The 18,134-nt window shown below is 66.9% G+C and carries 16 protein-coding genes and 1 pseudogene; 12 read left to right on the top strand and 5 right to left on the bottom strand.

The window, feature by feature from the left end; genetic code table 11:
• The coding region (locus G3N93_RS17205; RefSeq protein ID WP_206133557.1) for an alpha/beta hydrolase fold domain-containing protein at positions 1 to 367 on the top strand (367 nt) is incomplete at its 5' end.
• On the opposite strand, the gene G3N93_RS17200 is transcribed toward G3N93_RS17205, so the two are convergent.
• Positions 337 to 1,179, bottom strand: coding sequence for an EcsC family protein (locus G3N93_RS17200; RefSeq protein WP_174940189.1), 843 nt, complete (start codon positions 1,177 to 1,179; stop codon positions 337 to 339). The two genes, G3N93_RS17205 and G3N93_RS17200, sit on opposite strands and share 31 nt — an antisense overlap.
• 107 nt (positions 1,180 to 1,286) lie before the next feature.
• Between G3N93_RS17200 and G3N93_RS17195 the strand changes: the two genes are divergently transcribed.
• Both G3N93_RS17195 and G3N93_RS17190 read left to right on the top strand, forming a co-directional pair.
• Positions 1,287 to 2,882, top strand: a complete 1,596-nt coding sequence (locus tag G3N93_RS17195; RefSeq protein WP_174940191.1) for an MDR family MFS transporter — start codon at positions 1,287 to 1,289, stop codon at positions 2,880 to 2,882.
• A gap of 26 nt (positions 2,883 to 2,908) precedes the next feature.
• Positions 2,909 to 3,355, top strand: coding sequence for a MarR family winged helix-turn-helix transcriptional regulator (locus G3N93_RS17190; protein WP_039360135.1), 447 nt, complete (start codon positions 2,909 to 2,911; stop codon positions 3,353 to 3,355).
• A gap of 80 nt (positions 3,356 to 3,435) precedes the next feature.
• Here G3N93_RS17190 and G3N93_RS17185 read toward each other — a convergent pair whose 3' ends face one another.
• Both G3N93_RS17185 and G3N93_RS17180 read right to left on the bottom strand, forming a co-directional pair.
• Complete coding sequence (locus tag G3N93_RS17185; RefSeq protein ID WP_039360134.1) at positions 3,436 to 4,017, bottom strand: DJ-1/PfpI family protein; 582 nt, start codon at positions 4,015 to 4,017, stop codon at positions 3,436 to 3,438.
• Positions 4,018 to 4,173: 156 nt separating this feature from the next.
• Positions 4,174 to 5,454: an amino acid deaminase gene (locus G3N93_RS17180; protein WP_206133556.1), complete on the bottom strand. Its 1,281-nt coding sequence runs from the start codon at positions 5,452 to 5,454 to the stop codon at positions 4,174 to 4,176.
• A gap of 119 nt (positions 5,455 to 5,573) precedes the next feature.
• Between G3N93_RS17180 and G3N93_RS17175 the strand changes: the two genes are divergently transcribed.
• The 4 genes from G3N93_RS17175 (at position 5,574) to G3N93_RS17160 (ending at position 9,054) form a co-directional block, all read left to right on the top strand.
• Positions 5,574 to 6,512: a MurR/RpiR family transcriptional regulator gene (locus G3N93_RS17175; RefSeq protein ID WP_174940197.1), complete on the top strand. Its 939-nt coding sequence runs from the start codon at positions 5,574 to 5,576 to the stop codon at positions 6,510 to 6,512.
• A gap of 2 nt (positions 6,513 to 6,514) precedes the next feature.
• Complete coding sequence (locus tag G3N93_RS17170; RefSeq protein ID WP_206133555.1) at positions 6,515 to 7,996, top strand: amidohydrolase family protein; 1,482 nt, start codon at positions 6,515 to 6,517, stop codon at positions 7,994 to 7,996.
• A 76-nt stretch (positions 7,997 to 8,072) separates the two neighbouring features.
• Positions 8,073 to 8,459, top strand: coding sequence for a RidA family protein (locus G3N93_RS17165; protein WP_011353171.1), 387 nt, complete (start codon positions 8,073 to 8,075; stop codon positions 8,457 to 8,459).
• A 175-nt stretch (positions 8,460 to 8,634) separates the two neighbouring features.
• Complete coding sequence (locus tag G3N93_RS17160) at positions 8,635 to 9,054, top strand: VOC family protein (RefSeq protein WP_206133554.1); 420 nt, start codon at positions 8,635 to 8,637, stop codon at positions 9,052 to 9,054.
• 125 nt (positions 9,055 to 9,179) lie between these two features.
• Here G3N93_RS17160 and queF read toward each other — a convergent pair whose 3' ends face one another.
• A complete protein-coding gene (queF, locus tag G3N93_RS17155; RefSeq protein ID WP_206133553.1) occupies positions 9,180 to 10,004 on the bottom strand; it encodes an NADPH-dependent 7-cyano-7-deazaguanine reductase QueF in 825 nt (274 codons plus the stop codon).
• A gap of 11 nt (positions 10,005 to 10,015) precedes the next feature.
• A complete protein-coding gene (gene ilvA, locus G3N93_RS17150; protein WP_174930712.1) occupies positions 10,016 to 11,539 on the bottom strand; it encodes a threonine ammonia-lyase, biosynthetic in 1,524 nt (507 codons plus the stop codon).
• Positions 11,540 to 12,115: 576 nt separating this feature from the next.
• Here ilvA and G3N93_RS17145 point away from each other — a divergent pair.
• The 5 genes and pseudogenes from G3N93_RS17145 to G3N93_RS17125 all read left to right on the top strand — a co-directional run.
• Positions 12,116 to 16,141, top strand: coding sequence for a DUF3683 domain-containing protein (locus G3N93_RS17145; protein WP_206133552.1), 4,026 nt, complete (start codon positions 12,116 to 12,118; stop codon positions 16,139 to 16,141).
• 85 nt (positions 16,142 to 16,226) lie between these two features.
• Positions 16,227 to 16,670, top strand: coding sequence for an HIT family protein (locus G3N93_RS17140; protein ID WP_174930710.1), 444 nt, complete (start codon positions 16,227 to 16,229; stop codon positions 16,668 to 16,670).
• Positions 16,667 to 17,080, top strand: a complete 414-nt coding sequence (locus G3N93_RS17135; protein ID WP_206133551.1) for a gamma-butyrobetaine hydroxylase-like domain-containing protein — start codon at positions 16,667 to 16,669, stop codon at positions 17,078 to 17,080. Before G3N93_RS17140 ends, G3N93_RS17135 begins: the two co-directional genes overlap by 4 nt.
• A gap of 53 nt (positions 17,081 to 17,133) precedes the next feature.
• Positions 17,134 to 17,865 (top strand): bifunctional demethylmenaquinone methyltransferase/2-methoxy-6-polyprenyl-1,4-benzoquinol methylase UbiE, encoded by a 732-nt coding sequence (gene ubiE, locus G3N93_RS17130; protein ID WP_174940393.1) that lies wholly within the window; start codon positions 17,134 to 17,136, stop codon positions 17,863 to 17,865.
• A gap of 41 nt (positions 17,866 to 17,906) precedes the next feature.
• Positions 17,907 to 18,134 (top strand): annotated as a pseudogene (locus tag G3N93_RS17125) (hypothetical protein); the annotation flags it as partial.

Genomic DNA, 18,134 nt, shown 5'->3' with positions numbered 1-18,134 from the left:
CGGCGCCGATCCGATGTTCGCGGGCGCGGCGCTGCCGAAGGCCGCGAAGCTGTACCTGGGCGACGAGCCGGGCACGAATCCGTACGCATCGCCGCTCTATGCGGATTTCGCGGGCCTGCCGCCGCTGTATATCCAGGTCGGCAGCACCGAGGTGCTGCTCGACGATTCGCGCCGCGTCGCGGAGAAGGCGAAGGCGGCCGGGGTAGCGGTGGAGATCGAGGTGTGGCCGGACATGCCGCACGTGTGGCAGCTGTATGCGCCGATGGTGCCGGAAGCGCGTGACGCGCTCGACCGCGCGGCCGCGTTCCTGCGCCGCGTCGCGGTCGAACGTGCGGTTCAGCGGGCCGGCGAGGCGTCGATTGCCTGATAGGCGGCCTTGACGGCCACCGAGCCGTACTTGCGCTCGAGCCGGCGCACGGTGAAGTGGCCGTGCGCCATCTGCTGGAAGTGGTCGATGAACAGCGTATTGACGGTCGCGCCGAGCACGGCGCCGATCGCCGGAATCGACTTTGCGGCCATCTGCTCGGTCACCTGCACCGAGAAGCGCGACGCCACCGTCTGCACGAGCTTGAACACGGCCGCCGAGCTGTGCGCGGCGATGCCCTTCGTCGTGATGTCGGACGATGCCTTCGAGATCGCCTGCGCGAGCGCGCCGCGCAGCACGAAATAGCCGAGATCGGCGTCCTCTTCCTGCTTGTCCGGGTTGCCGCCCATGCCGAGCACGGCCAGGCATTGCAACTGCGTATCGACCGAGCTCAGGTCTTCACCCTCGCTGCGCGCGATGTCGCACACCGAGCGGAAGATCAGCGTCGTCGTCACCGGCAGCTCGACCGGCAGCGCGAGAAAGCCGAACGCACCGCCCGCCGCGCCGGTCGTCGCGACTGCGAGCTTGTGCAGCAGGTTGCTCGGCTTGTCGGGCTCGGCGTCCGGCGCGGGCGGCTTGCCAAGCGTGCGCAGCGCGATGTTCAGGCACTTGCGCAGCGCGAGCTGCGTCGCGTCGTTGATCTTGCCGGTCGCGAAATCCGGCAGCCGGGCGATCATTTTCTCGACCGGCGCGCCGAGCATGCCCGTCAGCTTCATCGTCAGCGACGGGCTTTCCAGCACCTGCTTCGCGCGCCACAGCGCGTCCCGATCCTCCGGCGACAGCGTGGGCGCGGGGGTAATTGAAATCGGTTCCATCTTTCTCCTTGGCGGTCTGGTTCGATTTGACCGTCGCCAGCCTAGATTACTCCGGCGTGCTAGAATTTTGAGATTGTTTGACACGTCAAAAGTTGCGCCAACAAAAAATGGCCGTCCATACTGCCGCCCACCATTCAAGCGGGCAAGTCCTGCCGTTCCGCGAATCGCTGCTGGCGATGATCGGGATCTCATTTGTCACCATGCTGGTCGCGCTCGACCAGACCGTCGTCGGCACCGCGCTGCCGACCATCGTCGCCGAGCTGCGCGGCTTCGACCTGTACGCGTGGGTTGCGACCTCGTACCTGCTCAGTTCCGTGATCACGGTGCCGATCTTCGGCCGGCTCGGTGACTATTACGGCCGCAAGCCGTTCGTCATTGCGTCGATCGTCGTGTTCACCGCCGCGTCCGTACTTTGCGGGATGGCGAACGACATGCTGATGCTCGTGCTCGCGCGCGGGCTGCAGGGGATCGGTGGCGGGATGCTGGTCGGCACCGCGTTCGCATGCATTCCCGACCTGTTCCCCGATTCCGTCGTCCGGCTGCGCTGGCAGGTGCTGATGAGCTCCGCGTTCGGTATCGCGAACGCGGTCGGCCCGTCGCTCGGCGGCGTGCTGACCCAGTCGTTCGGCTGGCGCTCGGTGTTCTACGTGAACCTGCCGGTGGGCCTGCTGTCGCTGCTGTTCGTGTGGCGCTACCTGCCGCATCTGCGCCACGTCGAGCACGATCGCAAGATGCGGCTCGACTGGCCGGGCGCGCTGCTGATCGCGCTGTCGCTCGGCGCGCTGCAGCTGTTCGTCGAATGGTTACCGAAGTACGGCGTCGCGAGCTGGGCGTCGCTGCTGCTCGTCGTCGCGGTCGCGGCCGGTTTCGGCCTGTGGCGCTGGGAGAAGCGTTGCGCGCAGCCGATTTTGCCGTTCGACATGTTCGGCAACCGCGCGCTGTCGGCACTCTTCGTGCTGGCGATCCTCGCCGGCTTCTCGATGTTCTCGCTGCTGTTCTACGCGCCGCTGCTGTTCCAGGGCGGGTTCGGGATGTCGCCGAAGGAGGCGGGGCTTGTGATCACGCCGCTCGTCGTGTTCATCACGATCGGCAGCATCATGAATGGCCGGGTCGTCACGCGCATCCGCAATCCGAACGCGATGCTGCACGTCGGCTTCGTGCTGTTCGCGATCACCTGCGCGGGCATCGTCGTGTCGACCCACACGACACCGAAGTGGGTGCTGATGGCGCTGATGGTCGCGGGCGGCATCGGGCTCGGCTTCGTGCTGCCGAACCTCACGGTATTCGCGCAGCAGACGGCCGGCCGCGAGCATCTCGGCATCGCGACGGCGCTGCTGCAGTCGCTGCGGATGGTCGGCGGGATGGTCGGCACCGCGCTGACCGGCACGCTCGTCAACCAGATGTATTCGAGCGGCGTGCGCAATGCGCTGTCGGCCGACCATGCGATGCAGTGGCATGCGCAGCTCGCCGATCCCCAGATCCTGATCGATCGCGCCGCGCAGGGCGGCCTGGTCGCGGAGCTGACGCGTGCCGGGCATAATGGCGCGCTGCTGCTGGAAGCGGCCCGCGAATCGCTCGTTGGCGCGATTCACCTGGGCGTCGCGATGGCGGCGGTCGTCGCCGTGGTGTCGGTGTGGCAGTGCCGCCGCGTGCCGCCGATCGCGCTGCGGCACAAGATCGAACCGCATGTCGCGGCCGACTGAACGATTGAACGAGTAGAACTGAGCGCATGGAAGAACAGGACCGCGTCGCGATCTTGCAGCAATTCGGACGCACGTATCGCGCGTTCATGACCGCGTTCGAGGCGCACGTCGGGCAACCGATGCCGCGCTGGCGCATCATGGTCGCATTGCACACGATGGGCGGGCATTCGTCGCAGAAGAAGCTCGTCGAAGTGCTGCGCGTCGATCCGGGCGCGCTCACGCGCCAGTTGAAGTCGCTCGATGCGCTCGGCTGGATCCAGCGTGAATCCGACGCACGCGACAATCGCGTGACCAACGTGACGCTGACGGACGACGGCCGCGCCGCGTTCGACGCCTGCCTGCCGCGCCGCAAGGCGTTTCTCGAACAGACGATGGCGCAATTGCCGGACGACGTGCTGAATGCACTGTCGGGCGCGCTGGCGATGCTGGAGTCGCGGATCGCGGACGTCGGCTCGACGCCGGCCGCGCGCTGAAGCGCGGGGCAGGGCGGCGTGCATCCGCCGCCGGCCCGGCCCTTCGCCTCATCTCAATTCACTTCCGGTTCACAGCGGGTTCAAAGCTCGATGCGCGTTCCCAGCAGCACGAGGAACTGCGCGAGCCACGCCGGATGCGCGGGCCACGCGGGCGCGGTGACGAACGGCGCGTCGGTCACGGCCGCGTCGACCGGGATGTCGGCGTATTCGCCGCCCGCGAGCTTCACCTCGGGCGCGCACGCCGGGTAGGCCGAGATGCGCTTGCCGCGGATCACGTCGGCGGCCGCGAGCAGTTGCGCCGCGTGGCAGATCGCGGCGATCGGCTTGCCGGCTTCGGCGAACTCGCGTACGAGCGAGATCACTTTCGGATCGAGTCGCAGATATTCGGGGGCACGGCCGCCCGCGATCGCGAGCGCGTCGTAGCGCGATGCGTCGACGTCGTCGAACGCGGCGTTCAGCGTGAACTGGTGGCCGGGCTTCTCAGTGTAGGTCTGGTCGCCTTCGAAATCATGGATCGCGGTCTTGATCTTGTCGCCCGCGCGCTTGCCCGGGCAGACTGCATCGACGTGGTGGCCAACGGCCTGCAGCGCCTGGAACGGCACCATCGTTTCGTAGTCTTCGGCGAAATCGCCGGTCAGGAACAGGATCTTCTTCGCGGCCATGGCTTTCTCCAGTGGAGCTGCGTTGAGGGCCCGCGCGACAGGCGCGTGCAACGCCCGCCTGGGGCCCCGAGGACGAAAGCGCAGTGTACTCCGGCCGCTTGAAGCGCGCGTGACGGCCGCCCCGCGCGAGCGGCGGGGCGGTGCGCGCAACGGGTATCAGAAGAAGGTTTCGACGACTTCCGTCACGCTGAACTGCGGATCGAGCACGAGCACCTGGCGCCACTTGTCGAACGTCAGGCACGGGTGCGAGATGTCGAACGCGACCATGTCGCCCACCTTCACGTCCGCGCCCGGCGGGATCTGCAGGTACGCGTGCTGGTCCATCATCCCGGTGACGGCCCAGCCTTCGGTGGCGGCGACGTTGCGCGGCGCGGTGTCGCGGCCCGGGCGGAAGTGGCGCGCCGGCTCCGGCAGCCCCGCGTCGAACGCTGCGTCGCGCTTGCCGAGCGCGACGATCGCGCGATCAGCCTCCGGCACCGACTGCACATAGGCCCACAGCTGCAGCGCGGGCAGCAGCCCTTCACCCATCGTGCGTGCGATCGGGTTGCGCGCGAACACGTCGGTCTGCGCTTTCTTGTAGATGCCGACGTCGTGCGTCAGGTAGCAGCCCGGACGCAGCACGACTTCCGCGAAGCCGGCGTTGGACGCCTTCGCGAATTCTTCCGCGACCACGTCGTACCACGCCGAGCCGGCGCCGGACAGGATCGCCGGCGTACGCGCGAAGCGGCCTGCTTCGGCCAGTTCGCGCGTGAGCTCGACCGCTTCCTGCAGGAACGTGCGGATCTCGCCTTCCTCCTTCAGCACGCCTTCGTACAGTTCGATACCGGCCAGCTTCAGCGTGTCCGGATAGCGCGCGATCGCGGCCAGCACGGCCTCGCGCTGCGCGGCATCGCGTACGCCCGCGCGGCCGCCCGGCACGCCGAGCTCGAGCAGCACGTTCAGCGGCTTCTTCAGTGCGCCGAAGAAGCGGCCGAGCTGGTCGACGCTCTCCGCCGAATCGACGAGACAGAAGAATTCGAAGTCGGGATCGGACAGCAGCCCGGCGATGATCGTCATGTTCTGGCGGCCGACCAGCTGGTTCGCGAGCAGCACGCGCCGCACGCCGCCGTGATACGCCGCCTGCGTCTGGTGCGCGGTCGCGAGCGTGATGCCCCACGCGCCGGCGTCGAGCTGGCGGCGGAACAGTTGCGGCGCCATCGTCGTCTTGCCGTGCGGCGCGAACTTGACACCGTACTTCTGGACGAATGCCTGCATCCAGTTCAGGTTGTGTTCGATGCGATCTTCGTAAAGCACGGCGGCCGGCAGGCTGACGTCTTCCGCAAGCAGGTTCCACTCGAGGCGGCCTGCGTCGCCGAGCGGCACGCTCGCGCTCGGCAGATTGCCGAGACCCTTGCCAAACGGATCGATCGTCGCTTCCTGATAGTTTGTAACTTTCATGTCATCCCGCTCCATCATCACTATGCATTGCACTGAAGTTGACACGCCGATGGTACAGAAAGTAGCATCGGCGCGGTGATGTTATTTAGTAACATCGAGCTTCACACCCTTTTCCGCAGATGAATACGCCCGTCACCCCGTCCGTTCCGCTCGCGGCCGAACGCCATCCGGCTCCGGCCGCTCCGCCGGTCCTCGACATCGTCGCGCGGATCGCCGAATGCGCGCCCGAGCTGCGCGAAGCCGAGCGCAAGGTCGCCGCGTTCATCCTCGCCGACCTGGCGCGCGCCGCGCATGCCAGCATCGGCGCGCTTGCACGCGACGCGGAGGTCAGCGTCGCGACGGTCACGCGTTTCGCGAAAGCGGTCGGCTGCCGCGACGTGCGCGAGCTGAAGGTGCTGGTCGCGCAGGCGGCGGCCGTCGGGCAGCGCTTTCTGGTGCCGTCCGACGACGCACCGGGCGACGACGCGAGCCCCGCGTCGATGGTCTACGACGAGATCCGCCTGGCGCTCGCGCACAACCATCAGTTGCTGCGCAATACGTCGTTCGAGGCAGCGGCCGACCTGCTCGCCGGCGCGAAGATGACCTATGTGTACGGGCAGGGCGGCGGCTCGACCGCGCTCGCCGACGAGTTGCGCTTCCGGCTCGTGCGCTTCGGCCGGCCGGTCGCGAGCTACCAGGACAGCGTGCTGCAGCGGATGGTGGCCGCGACGCTGTCGCGCGACACCGTCGTCGTCGCGCTGTCGGTGAGCGGCCGCGTGCCCGAGCTGCTCGAGAGCTGCCGGCTCGCGAAGCGCTACGGCGCGAAGCTGATCGCGATCACTGCACCGGCTTCGCCGCTCGCGAAGCTTGCCGATCACCTGATTCCGGTCGTCGCGTTCGAAACCGATTTCATTTACAAGCCGTCGACATCGCGCTACGCGATGATGATGGCGATCGACGTGCTCGTCACCGGAGTCGCATTGCGGCTCGGCGATGCGGGCCGAGAATCGCTGCGCCGCATCAAGCACGCGCTCGATGCGCACCGCGGCGGCGGAGACCGTCAACCGGTAGGAGACTGACCATGCATTCGCATCCCGAAGCCGCCGATACGCTGATCGTCGGCGCGCAGCTTTACGACGGTACCGGCGCGCCGCCCGTCACGCGCGACGTCGCGATCCGCAACGGCGTGATCGCGGCGATCGGCAACCTGTCGAACTGGCTTGCCGAGAACGTCGTCGATGCGAACGGCCGCGCGCTCGCGCCGGGCTTCGTCGACGTGCACACGCACGACGACACGCACGTGATCCGCGCACCGGAGATGATCCCGAAGATCTCGCAGGGCGTGACGACCGTGATCGTCGGCAACTGCGGGATCAGCGCGTCGCCGGTGACGCTCGCGGGCGATCCGACCGATCCGATGAACCTGCTCGGCGAGCGCGGCGCGTTCCTGTACCCGACCTTCGCCGACTACGTCGCGGCGGTGAACGACGCGCGTCCGGCCGTGAACGTCGCGGCGCTCGTCGGCCACACGGCGCTGCGCAACAACCAGATGGACCGCCTCGACCGTGCGGCGACCGACGGCGAGATCGCCGGCATGCGCACGCAGCTCGAGGAGGCGCTCGCGAACGGCGCACTCGGCCTGTCGTCGGGCCTCGCGTACGGCTCCGCGTTCGCGGCGCCGACCGAGGAGGTGATGGCGCTCGCCGAGCCGCTCGCGAACGCGGGCGCGCTGTACACCACGCACATGCGCACCGAGTTCGACGCGATTCTCGATGCGATGGAAGAGGCGTACCAGGTCGGCCGCCATGCGCGCGTGCCGGTCGTGATCTCGCACCTGAAGTGCGCGGGCCCGTCGAACTGGGGGCGCAGTACCGAAGTGCTCGCATCGCTCGAAGGTGCGCGCCGCTACCAGCCGGTCGGCTGCGATTGCTATCCGTACAGCCGCAGCTCGTCGACGCTCGACCTGAAGCAGGTGACGGGCGACATCGACATCACGATCACGTGGTCCGAGCCGCACCCGGAAGTGGCGGGCAAGCTGCTGAAGGCGATCGCGGCCGAGTGGGGCGTGACCGAGCAGGAAGCCGCGCAGCGCATCCGCCCGGCGGGCGCCGTGTACCACAACATGTCGGAGGACGACGTGCGCCGGATCCTGTCGCATCCCGCGACGATGGTCGGCTCCGACGGCCTGCCGAACGATCCGCTGCCGCATCCGCGGCTGTGGGGCGCGTTCCCGCGCGTGCTCGGCCACTATGTGCGCGACACGAACCTGCTGCCGCTCGAGGAGGCGATCCGCAAGATGACGTCGCTGTCCGCGCGCCGCTACGGGATCGCGCGACGCGGCGAGGTGCATGTGGGCTACCACGCGGATCTCGTGCTGTTCGATCCGGCGAGCGTGATCGACGCCGCGACGTTCGAGAAGCCGCAGCAGCCCGCGCACGGGATCGACGCCGTGTGGGTGAACGGCGTGCTCACGTATGAAAACGGCCAGCCGACCGGCGAGCGCGCCGGCGGCTTCGTCGCGCGCGGCGAGCGCGTGCCGGCGAGTGCCGACGCCGCGTTCTGAACGCGGTGGTTGTTCCGATCTGCCGCGCGTGCCGCTGTCGGTGCGCGCATCCGTAACCGAAACAAGGAGTGAAACGATGAAGCGATATGGCGTAGGCGAAGCGAAGGGCACGGGCGGCCAGGTGATGCCGTTCGCACGCGCGGTCGAGGCCGACGGCTGGCTGTACGTGTCGGGCCAGACGCCGATGGTGAACGGCGAGGTCGTCGAAGGCGGCATCGTCACGCAGTCGAAGCAGACGATCGAGAACGTGATCGCGATCCTGAAGGAAGCCGGCTACGGCCTCGAGCACGTCGTGCGCTGCGGCGTGTGGCTCGACGACGCGCGCGATTTCGCGTCGTTCAACAAGGTGTTCATTTCGTACTTCGGCGAGCATCCGCCGGCACGCGCGTGCGTGCAGTCGAGCATGGTCATCGACTGCAAGGTCGAAGTCGACTGCATCGCGTACAAGGCGCCGGCGAAGTAACACCGCAACGGCGAACCGCTACGCAACGGGCCCGGCGCATTCACGTGCGCCGGGCCCGTTTTGTCATGGGCGGGACACCGGTCGACCGGTGGTCGGTGTTCCCGAGGCCGCAACCGCCGCAACGCATCCCGCCCGTTCATGTAAGGTGCCGCATGACCATATGGGGAGGACATGCATGGAATGGGCTGCGCTGGTGCCGGAGCTGATTTGCTCGGACCTTGCCGGAAGCATTTGCTTCTATCGCGACGTGCTCGGATTCCGGATTCGCTTCGAGCGTCCGGAGGACGGGTTCGCCTATCTCGAGATCGGGGGCGCTCAACTGATGCTCGAACAGCACAGCCCGGAGAGCTGGTTGACCGGCCCGCTGGAGCCGCCGTTCGGGCGCGGGATCAATTTCCAGATCGAGGTCGATGCGCTCGATCCGATCCTCGACAGGATTCGCGCCGCGGGCGTGACGCTGTTCGTCGAGCCGCGCACGTCCTGGTATCGGGAGGACGAGATCGAGCATGGCCAGGTCGAGATGCTGGTGCAGGATCCCGACGGCTACCTGTTGCGCCTCGTGGAGATTCTCCCGGAGCGGCCGGTGAGCGGGTGACCGCAGGCCGACCGTGCTTGTCCGCGCAATGAAAAACAGCCCGGCCGGTTGAACCCGGCCGGGCTGTTTTGTCTGGGGTGGTCCGCGCGTTGCCGACTGCACACCGCGGCGGCCGCCCGCCGCCGTCACTGCCGCGCGTTGCGCGCGTTGTCCGGCATCGGCTGGTTGTAGTTGGTGCGGAACGGGTTGATGTCGAGCCCGCCGCGGCGCGTATAGCGCGCATACACCGCGAGCTTCACCGGTTTGCACGCGTGCAGGATGTCGAGGAAGATCCGCTCGACGCACTGCTCGTGAAAGCCTGTGTGGTTGCGGAACGAGATGATGTAGCGCAGCAGGCCCGCGTGATCGATCTGCGGCCCGACGTAGTGGATCTGCACGCTGCCCCAGTCGGGCTGGCCGGTGACCGGGCAGTTCGAGCGCAGCAGGTCGGACACGAGCGTCTCCTCGACCGGTGCTTCATCCTCGGCGGCCGACAGCAGCGACGGGTCGGGTTCGTACACGTCGGTGTCGAGGTCGAGCCGGTCGAGCGACAGCCCGTCGAGCTCTTCCATTTCGAGCTTGCCGAAATCGTGCGGCGACACGAGCTGCACGGAGACGGTCGCGCCGCACGCGGCCGACACGTCGCGCTTCAGCGCGTCGCGTACCGCGTCGATCGCGTCGAACTTCGTCTGCGCGAACGAGCCGAGATACAGCTTGAACGACTTCGATTCGACGATGTTCGGCGATTCGGCCGGCACGTAGAAGGTCGCAACGGCGATCTGCGGCTTGCCGCGCGCGTTGAGCCACGACAGCTCGTAGGCGTTCCAGATGTCGGTGCCGAAGAACGGCAGCGCCGACGTGATGCCGAGCTGCTCGCGCGCGCCGGCGCGCGGGATCGGGAACAGCAGCGACGCGTCGTACTGGGCGGCGTAGACGGTGGCCTTGCCGAGCGGGGAATGTTCGGGATTCATGCGTGACGCCTTTACGACAGGAAGAGGCGGTAAGCCGGGTTGGCGCTCTCCTCGACATACGGATAGCCGAGTGCCGCGAGGAAGCGTTCGAATTCGGCGCGATCGGCCTGCGGCACCTGCAGCCCCACGAGGATCGAGCTGTAGTCCGCGCCCTGGTTACGGTAATGGAACAGGCTGATGTTCCAGTCCGGCGCCATCGACGACAGGAACTTCATCAGCGCGCCCGGCCGTTCCGGGAATTCGAAGCGGAACAGGCGCTCGTCGAGCGCGAGCGGCGAGCGGCCGCCCACCATGTAGCGGATGTGTTCCTTCGACAGCTCGTCGTGCGTCAGGTCGACGCTCTTGAAGCCGTGCGATTCGAAGTTCGCCGCGATCTCGGCCGATTCGCCGCGGCGCTTGATCTGCACGCCGACGAAGATGTGTGCGGCCTGCGCATCGGCGATCCGGTAGTTGAACTCGGTGACGTTGCGGTCGCCGACGAGCGAGCAGAAGCGCTTGAAGCTGCCGCGCTCCTCGGGGATCGTGACCGCGAACACGGCTTCGCGCGCTTCACCCACTTCCGCGCGCTCGGCGACGAAACGCATCCGGTCGAAGTTCATGTTCGCGCCGGACGTGACCGCGACGAGCGTCTGGTTCTCGATGCCTTCGCGTTCCGCGTAGAGCTTCGCGCCCGCGACCGCGAGCGCGCCGGACGGTTCGAGCACGCTGCGCGTGTCCTGGAAGACGTCCTTGATCGCCGCGCACAGTGCGTCGGTGTTCACCGTCACGACGCCGTCGAGGTATTCGCTGCAGAGGCGGAAGGTTTCTTCGCCGACCAGCTTCACGGCGGTGCCGTCCGCGAACAGGCCGACCTCGCTCAGCTCGACACGCTTGCCGGCTTCCAGCGATTGCGCCATCGCGCACGAATCTTCGGCCTGCACGCCGATCACCTTGATCTCCGGGCGCACCGCCTTCACGTAGGCCGCGACGCCGGACGCGAGCCCGCCGCCGCCGATCGGCACGAAGATCGCATGGATCGGGCCCTGGTGCTGGCGCAGGATTTCCATCGCGATCGTGCCCTGGCCGGCGATCACGTACGGATCGTCGAACGGGTGGACGAACGTGAGGCCGCGCTCTTCCTGCACCTTGACCGCGTGTGCATACGCGTCGCTGTACGACTCGCCGGCCTGGATCACCTCGACGCTCGGGCCGCCGTGCGCGCGCACCGCATCGACCTTCACCTGCGGCGTCGTGACGGGCACGACGATCACCGCCTTCACGCCCATCCGGGCCGCCGAGAACGCGACGCCCTGCGCGTGGTTGCCGGCCGACGCGGTAATCACGCCGCGCGCGAGCGCGTCCGCCGGAATGTGCGCCATCTTGTTGTACGCGCCGCGCAGCTTGAACGAGAACACCGGCTGGTTGTCCTCGCGCTTCAGGTAGACCGCATTGCGCAGCCGGGCGGACAGGATGCGGGCGGATTCGAGTTCCGTCTCGATCGCGACGTCGTAGACGCGCGCGGTGAGGATTTTCTTCAGGTAATCGTGGGATGCCATGGGCGCTCGCGTGCAGTGCGGAAAGCAGACGGTAAAGGATCAATGATAGCGCCAAGGGTCCGCCCGCATGCAAGCGGCATGCCGAGCGCGTGCCCGCCGGGCCGTGCGGGCGGGGCGTCGGCGCGCTCGCGCGGCCCCGTTTTAGCGGTTTAACTGCATGGTTACCGACCGGACGGACGGCGAATGGTCGCGCGAAATCGCGCCGAGCCAGTCCTGGCGCGGCTCGCGGCGATAGCCCCACGACCTGTCCGACGTGCCACGCATGGCCCGATCATGGGTTAGAATTCCGTTTTGAATCAAGGATCGGAAGATGCAGAGGCACCCTCGGATCGCACCGTTGAAGCCGACGCCGCGCGCAGCCAGCCCCGCGGCCGAACGGCATGCGCGCCGCGCGCGATCGTGCTGATCGTTCCGAGTGCCGCCAGGCCCTGTCGCCGGCCAGGAGGGGCGAGTCGCCCGCTCCGGCCCCAAGAAGGACAGCCGCGCGCCTGGTAACAGAACAGATTTCCCCAAGATTGCGCCCACGCGCTTGCCGACGCCCGTGCACGGTGTATCGGCCCTCCGAGTCGTCCGAACATGAACGCACCACAAGTTTTCGATCCGCATGGCGCGGCCGCCGCCGTCGCCGCCGACCCCGCGCCCCGTTTGCGCGAGATTCCCTACAACTACACGTCCTTCTCGGATCGCGAGATCGTGATCCGCCTGCTCGGCGAAGAAGCGTGGTCGGTGCTTCACGAATTGCGCGCCGAGCGCCGCACGGGCCGCTCGGCACGGATGCTGTATGAAGTGCTCGGCGACATCTGGGTCGTGCGCCGCAATCCGTACCTGCAGGACGACCTGCTCGACAACCCGAAGCGCCGCGCGCTGCTGATCGAGGCGCTGAACCACCGCCTGACCGAAATCGGCAAGCGCCGCAGTGCGGATCTCACCGAGCATCGCGACGACGCGGGCCGCGAGCGCGCGTCGCGCGTCGAGATGCTCGAGACCGCCGCGCAGCGCGCGGTCAACGAGTTCGCCGACGAATTCGAGAAGATGGCCGACCTGCGCCGCCGCGCGACCAAGGCGCTCGGCCGCTGCACGCAGAAGGACAACATCCGTTTCGACGGGCTGTCGCGCGTGTCGCACGTGACCGACGCGACCGACTGGCGCGTCGAATACCCGTTCGTCGTGCTGACCCCCGATAGCGAGGCCGAGATCGCCGGCCTCATCAAGGCCTGCTTCGAGCTCGGCCTGACCGTGATCCCGCGCGGCGGTGGCACGGGCTACACGGGCGGCGCGGTGCCGCTCACGCCGTTCTCCGCGGTGATCAACACCGAGAAGCTCGAACAGCTCGGCGCGGTCGAGCTGACCGAGCTGCCGGGTGTCGCGCACAAGGTGCCGACGATCTTCTCCGGCGCGGGCGTCGTCACGCGCCGCGTGACCGAGGCGGCGGAAGCGGCCGGCTACGTGTTCGCGGTCGATCCGACCTCGCTCGACGCATCGTGCATCGGCGGCAACGTCGCGATGAACGCTGGCGGCAAGAAGGCCGTGCTGTGGGGTACCGCGCTCGACAACCTGGCCTGGTGGCGGATGGTCGACCCGGACGGCAACTGGCTCGAAGTCACGCGCCACGAGCACAACCAGGGCAAGATCCACGACATCGCGGTCGCGCGTTTCGAGCTGAAGTGGTTCGACGGCGCCTGCGCGCCGGGCGAGAAGCTGCTGAAGAGCGAGATGCTCGAGATCGAAGGCCGCCGGTTCCGCAAGGAAGGGCTCGGCAAGGACGTGACCGACAAGTTCCTCGCCGGCCTGCCGGGCGTGCAGAAGGAGGGCTGCGACGGGCTCATCACGTCCGCGCGCTGGGTGCTGCACAAGATGCCCGCGCACACGCGCACCGTCTGCCTCGAATTCTTCGGCCAGGCGCGCGAAGCGATCCCGAGCATCGTCGAGATCAAGGATTACCTGTTCGAAACGTCGAAGCAGGGCGGCGCGATCCTCGCGGGCCTCGAGCACCTCGACGAGCGCTACCTGCGCGCGGTCGGCTACGCGACCAAGAGCAAGCGCAATTCATTCCCCAAGATGGTGCTGATCGGCGACATCGTCGGTGACGATGCCGATGCGGTCGCGCACGCCACGTCCGAAGTGATCCGGATGGCGAACGGCAAGAGCGGCGAAGGCTTCGTCGCGGTCAGCGCGGAGGCGCGCAAGCGCTTCTGGCTCGACCGCAGCCGCACGGCCGCGATCGCGAAGCACACGAACGCGTTCAAGATCAACGAAGACGTCGTGATCCCGCTGAACCGGATGGGCGAGTACACCGACGGCATCGAGCGGATCAACATCGAGCTGTCGCTGAAGAACAAGCTGCAGCTCGTCGACGCGCTGGAAGCGTTTTTCCGTGCCGGCAACCTGCCGCTCGGCAAGACCGACGACGCGAACGAGATCCCGAGCGCCGAACTGCTCGAAGACCGGGTCCAGCAGGCGCTGGAGCTGCTCAAGCGCGTGCGGGCACGCTGGGAATTCGTGCGCGACCGGCTCGACCAGCCGCTGCGCGAGGCGCAGCACTACCTGGTGCAGCTCGGCTACGAGGCGCTTGCCGAGAAGTTCGCCGATCGAGCGGACGAGCAGCCGGGCGCGACCGTGTTCCACATCACGCAAGACCGCACGGTGCGCATCTCGTGGAAGCAGGAGATCCGCGCCGAGCTGCGCGCGATCTTCAACGGCGGCGCGTTCAAGCAGATCCTCGACGAGGCGCAGGCGATCCACAAGCAGGTGCTGCGCGGCCGCGTGTTCGTCGCGCTGCACATGCACGCGGGCGACGGCAACGTCCACACCAACCTGCCGGTCAACTCCGACAACTACGAGATGCTGCAGGACGCCCACGCGGCGGTCGCACGCATCATGACGCTCGCGCGTTCGCTCGACGGCGTGATTTCCGGCGAGCACGGCATCGGCATCACGAAGCTCGAGTTCCTGACCGACGACGAGATCGCCGAATTCCGCGCGTACAAGCAGCGCGTCGACCCGAACGGCCGCTTCAACAAGGGCAAGCTGCTCGAAGGCGCCGATCTGCGCAACGCCTATACGCCGAGCTTCGGGCTGATGGGGTACGAGTCGCTGATCATGAAGCAGTCCGACATCGGCGCGATCGCCGATTCGGTGAAGGACTGCCTGCGCTGCGGCAAGTGCAAGCCGGTGTGCGCGACGCACGTACCGCGCGCGAACCTGCTGTACAGCCCGCGCAACAAGATCCTTGCAACCTCGCTGCTGGTCGAGGCGTTCCTGTACGAAGAACAGACGCGCCGCGGCGTGTCGATCAAGCACTGGGACGAGTTCAACGACGTGGCCGACCACTGCACGGTGTGCCACAAGTGCGCGACGCCGTGCCCGGTGAAGATCGACTTCGGCGACGTCACGATGAACATGCGCAACCTGTTGCGCAAGATGGGCAAGAAGAAATTCAACGCCGGCAATGCGGCGGGCATGTTCTTCCTGAACGCGACCAACCCGCAGACGATCAACGTCGCGCGCAGCGTGATGATGGGCGCCGGCTACAAGATGCAGCGCTTCGCGAACGACATGCTGAAGAAGGTCGTGACGAAGCAGACGCAGCACCCGCCGGCGACGGTCGGCAAGCCGCCGGTGGTCGAGCAGGTGATCCACTTCGTCAACAAGAAGATGCCGGGCAACCTGCCGAAGAAGACGGCGCGCGCGCTGCTCGACATCGAGGACAACAAGATCGTGCCGATCATCCGCAACCCGAAGTCGACCACCGTCGATTCGGAAGCGGTGTTCTACTTCCCGGGCTGCGGCTCCGAGCGCCTGTTCTCGCAGGTCGGCCTCGCGACGCAGGCGATGCTGTGGGAAGCCGGCGTGCAGACGGTGTTGCCGCCGGGCTACCTGTGCTGCGGCTATCCGCAGCGCGGCTCGGGCCAGTACGACAAGGCCGAGAAGATCGTCACCGACAACCGCGTGCTGTTCCACCGGGTCGCGAACACGCTGAACTACCTCGACATCAAGACGGTGGTCGTGTCGTGCGGCACCTGCTACGACCAGCTCGCGGGTTACGAATTCGACAAGATCTTCCCGGGCTGCCGGATCATCGACATCCACGAGTTCCTGCTCGAGAAGGGGATGAAGCTCGATGGCGTGACGGGCACGCGCTACATGTATCACGACCCGTGCCACACGCCGATCAAGACGATGGACCCGGTGAAGCTCGTCAACGAGCTGATGGGCGCGGAGAAGGACGGCTACAAGATCGAGAAGAACGAGCGCTGCTGCGGTGAATCGGGCACGCTCGCGGTCACGCGCCCGGACATTTCGACGCAGGTCCGCTTCCGCAAGGAAGAGGAGATCCGCAAGGGTGCCGCGAAGCTGCGCAGCATCCCGGTCGTGGCCGGCAACGCGCCGGCGCCGGCCGCCGCGGCCGCGAACGGCCCGGACGTGAAGATCCTGACGAGCTGCCCGTCGTGCCTGCAGGGCCTGTCGCGCTACGGCGAGGACGCGAACCTCGAAGCCGACTACATCGTGGTCGAAATCGCGCGCCAGGTGCTCGGCGAGAACTGGATGGCCGATTATGTCGCACGTGCGAACAATGGCGGGATCGAGCGCGTGCTGGTCTAATGCGGGCATGATGACCGCCCGACCGGGCTAGGGATGAGCGGGCGCCGGCGCAGCAATGCCGGCGCCCGTCCACATGGGAGCGACGATGGAATGCGTGTTTTGCCGTGAAGACGGCGGCGAGGTGCTCTGGCAGGACGATGCGGTGCGTGTCGTCCTCGCGACGGGCGAGCACGAGTATCCGGGCTTCTGCCGGGTGATCTGGGGCGCGCACGTGGCCGAATTTTCCGATCTCGGCGAGCCCGACCGGGCACATCTGATGCGCGTGGTCTACGCGGTCGAGCGGGCCGTGCGCCGCGTGATGCAGCCGAACAAGGTGAATCTCGCGAGCCTCGGCAACATGGTGCCGCACGTGCACTGGCACGTGATCCCGCGCTTTTCCAACGACGCACACTTCCCGCAGCCCGTATGGGCGCCGCGCCAGCGCAGCGTATCCGAGGCGCTGCTGCGCTCGCGCGCAGCGCAGGCCTCGCTGCTGCACAATGCGGTGCGCGAGGAAATTCAACGCATGACCGATTCGAGGCAGCCATGAGCGGTTTGACTTCCACGACGCCGATTCCGTCCGGCGTCGTCGTGCACGCGGTGTCGCGCGTGCTCGAATTGCAGTACCCGAACGGCGACAGTTTCCGGATTCCGTTCGAGCTGATGCGCGTGTATTCGCCGTCGGCCGAGGTGCGCGGCCACGGGCCCGGCCAGGAGACGCTGCAGACGGGCAAGCGCGAAGTGACGATCACCGCGCTCGAGGGGGTCGGCCACTACGCGCTGCAGCCGACGTTTTCCGATGGCCATTCGACCGGCATCTACTCGTGGGACCTGCTGTACGAACTGGCCACGCAGCAGGACGCGCTATGGCGCGAGTATTTCGACAAATTGAAGGCGGCGGGCGTCGAACGCGACGCCCCGATGCAGGCGGCGAACGCGTCGCACGGCCACTGCCACTGAAATTCGACGGCGCCCGCTCGGCGCCGTCTTGCCATTTACTGAGGATCAACGCGATGAGCAAAACCCACTTCGGCTTCGAAAGCGTCGAGGAAAACGAAAAAGCGAAGAAAGTGGCGGGTGTGTTCCATTCGGTCGCGAGCAACTACGATCTGATGAACGACCTGATGTCGGCGGGCATGCACCGCGCGTGGAAGGCGTTCACGATCGCGCAGGCGAACGTGCGCCCCGGCTTCAAGGTGCTCGACCTCGCAGCCGGCACCGGCGACCTGACCCGGTCGTTCGCGAAGGCGGCCGGGCCGACGGGCGAGGTCTGGCACACGGACATCAACGAATCGATGCTGCGCGTCGGCCGCGACCGGCTGCTCGACAAGGGCATCGTGACGCCGTCGCTGCTGTGCGACGCGGAGAAAATTCCCTTTCCGGACAACTACTTCGATCTGGTCACGGTCGCGTTCGGGCTGCGCAACATGACGCACAAGGATGCCGCGCTGGCCGAGATGCGCCGCGTGACGAAGCCCGGCGGCCGCGTGATGGTGCTGGAATTCTCGAAAGTCTGGGATCCGCTGAAAAAGGCGTACGATCTGTATTCTTTCAAAGTATTACCGTGGCTTGGCGACAAGTTCGCGAAAGATGCTGAAAGTTACCGGTATCTTGCTGAATCTATCCGGATGCACCCCGATCAGGACACGCTGAAGACGATGATGGAACAAGCGGGCCTCGATGCCGTCAAATATTACAATTTGTCAGGTGGCGTGGTAGCTTTACACATGGGAGCCAAGTACTAAGGGGCTCTTTCCATACATTTGTCTTACATCTGGAGAAACTGATGTTCGAATCGCGTTCGTTGTTCAACCGTAGCAAGCCGTCGAAGCCGTGGGCTCGACGGGTCGGCACGCTGCTGATGGTCGGCCTGCTCACGGCCGGCACGTTCGCATCGCTCGACGCCGAAGCCAAGCGCATGGGCGGCGGGCGCAGCATCGGCCGCCAGAACTCCACCGTCACGCAGCGCCAGGCCACGCCGCCCGCGCAGCAGCCGATGCAGCAGGCCGCGCCG

Origin of the sequence: Burkholderia sp. Se-20378 (assembly GCF_017104665.1) — a bacterium.
Taxonomy (GTDB): Bacteria; Pseudomonadota; Gammaproteobacteria; order Burkholderiales; family Burkholderiaceae; genus Burkholderia; species Burkholderia lata.
Note: the sequence above shows the minus strand (reverse complement) of the source record. Positions and strands in the feature narration are given on the sequence as shown.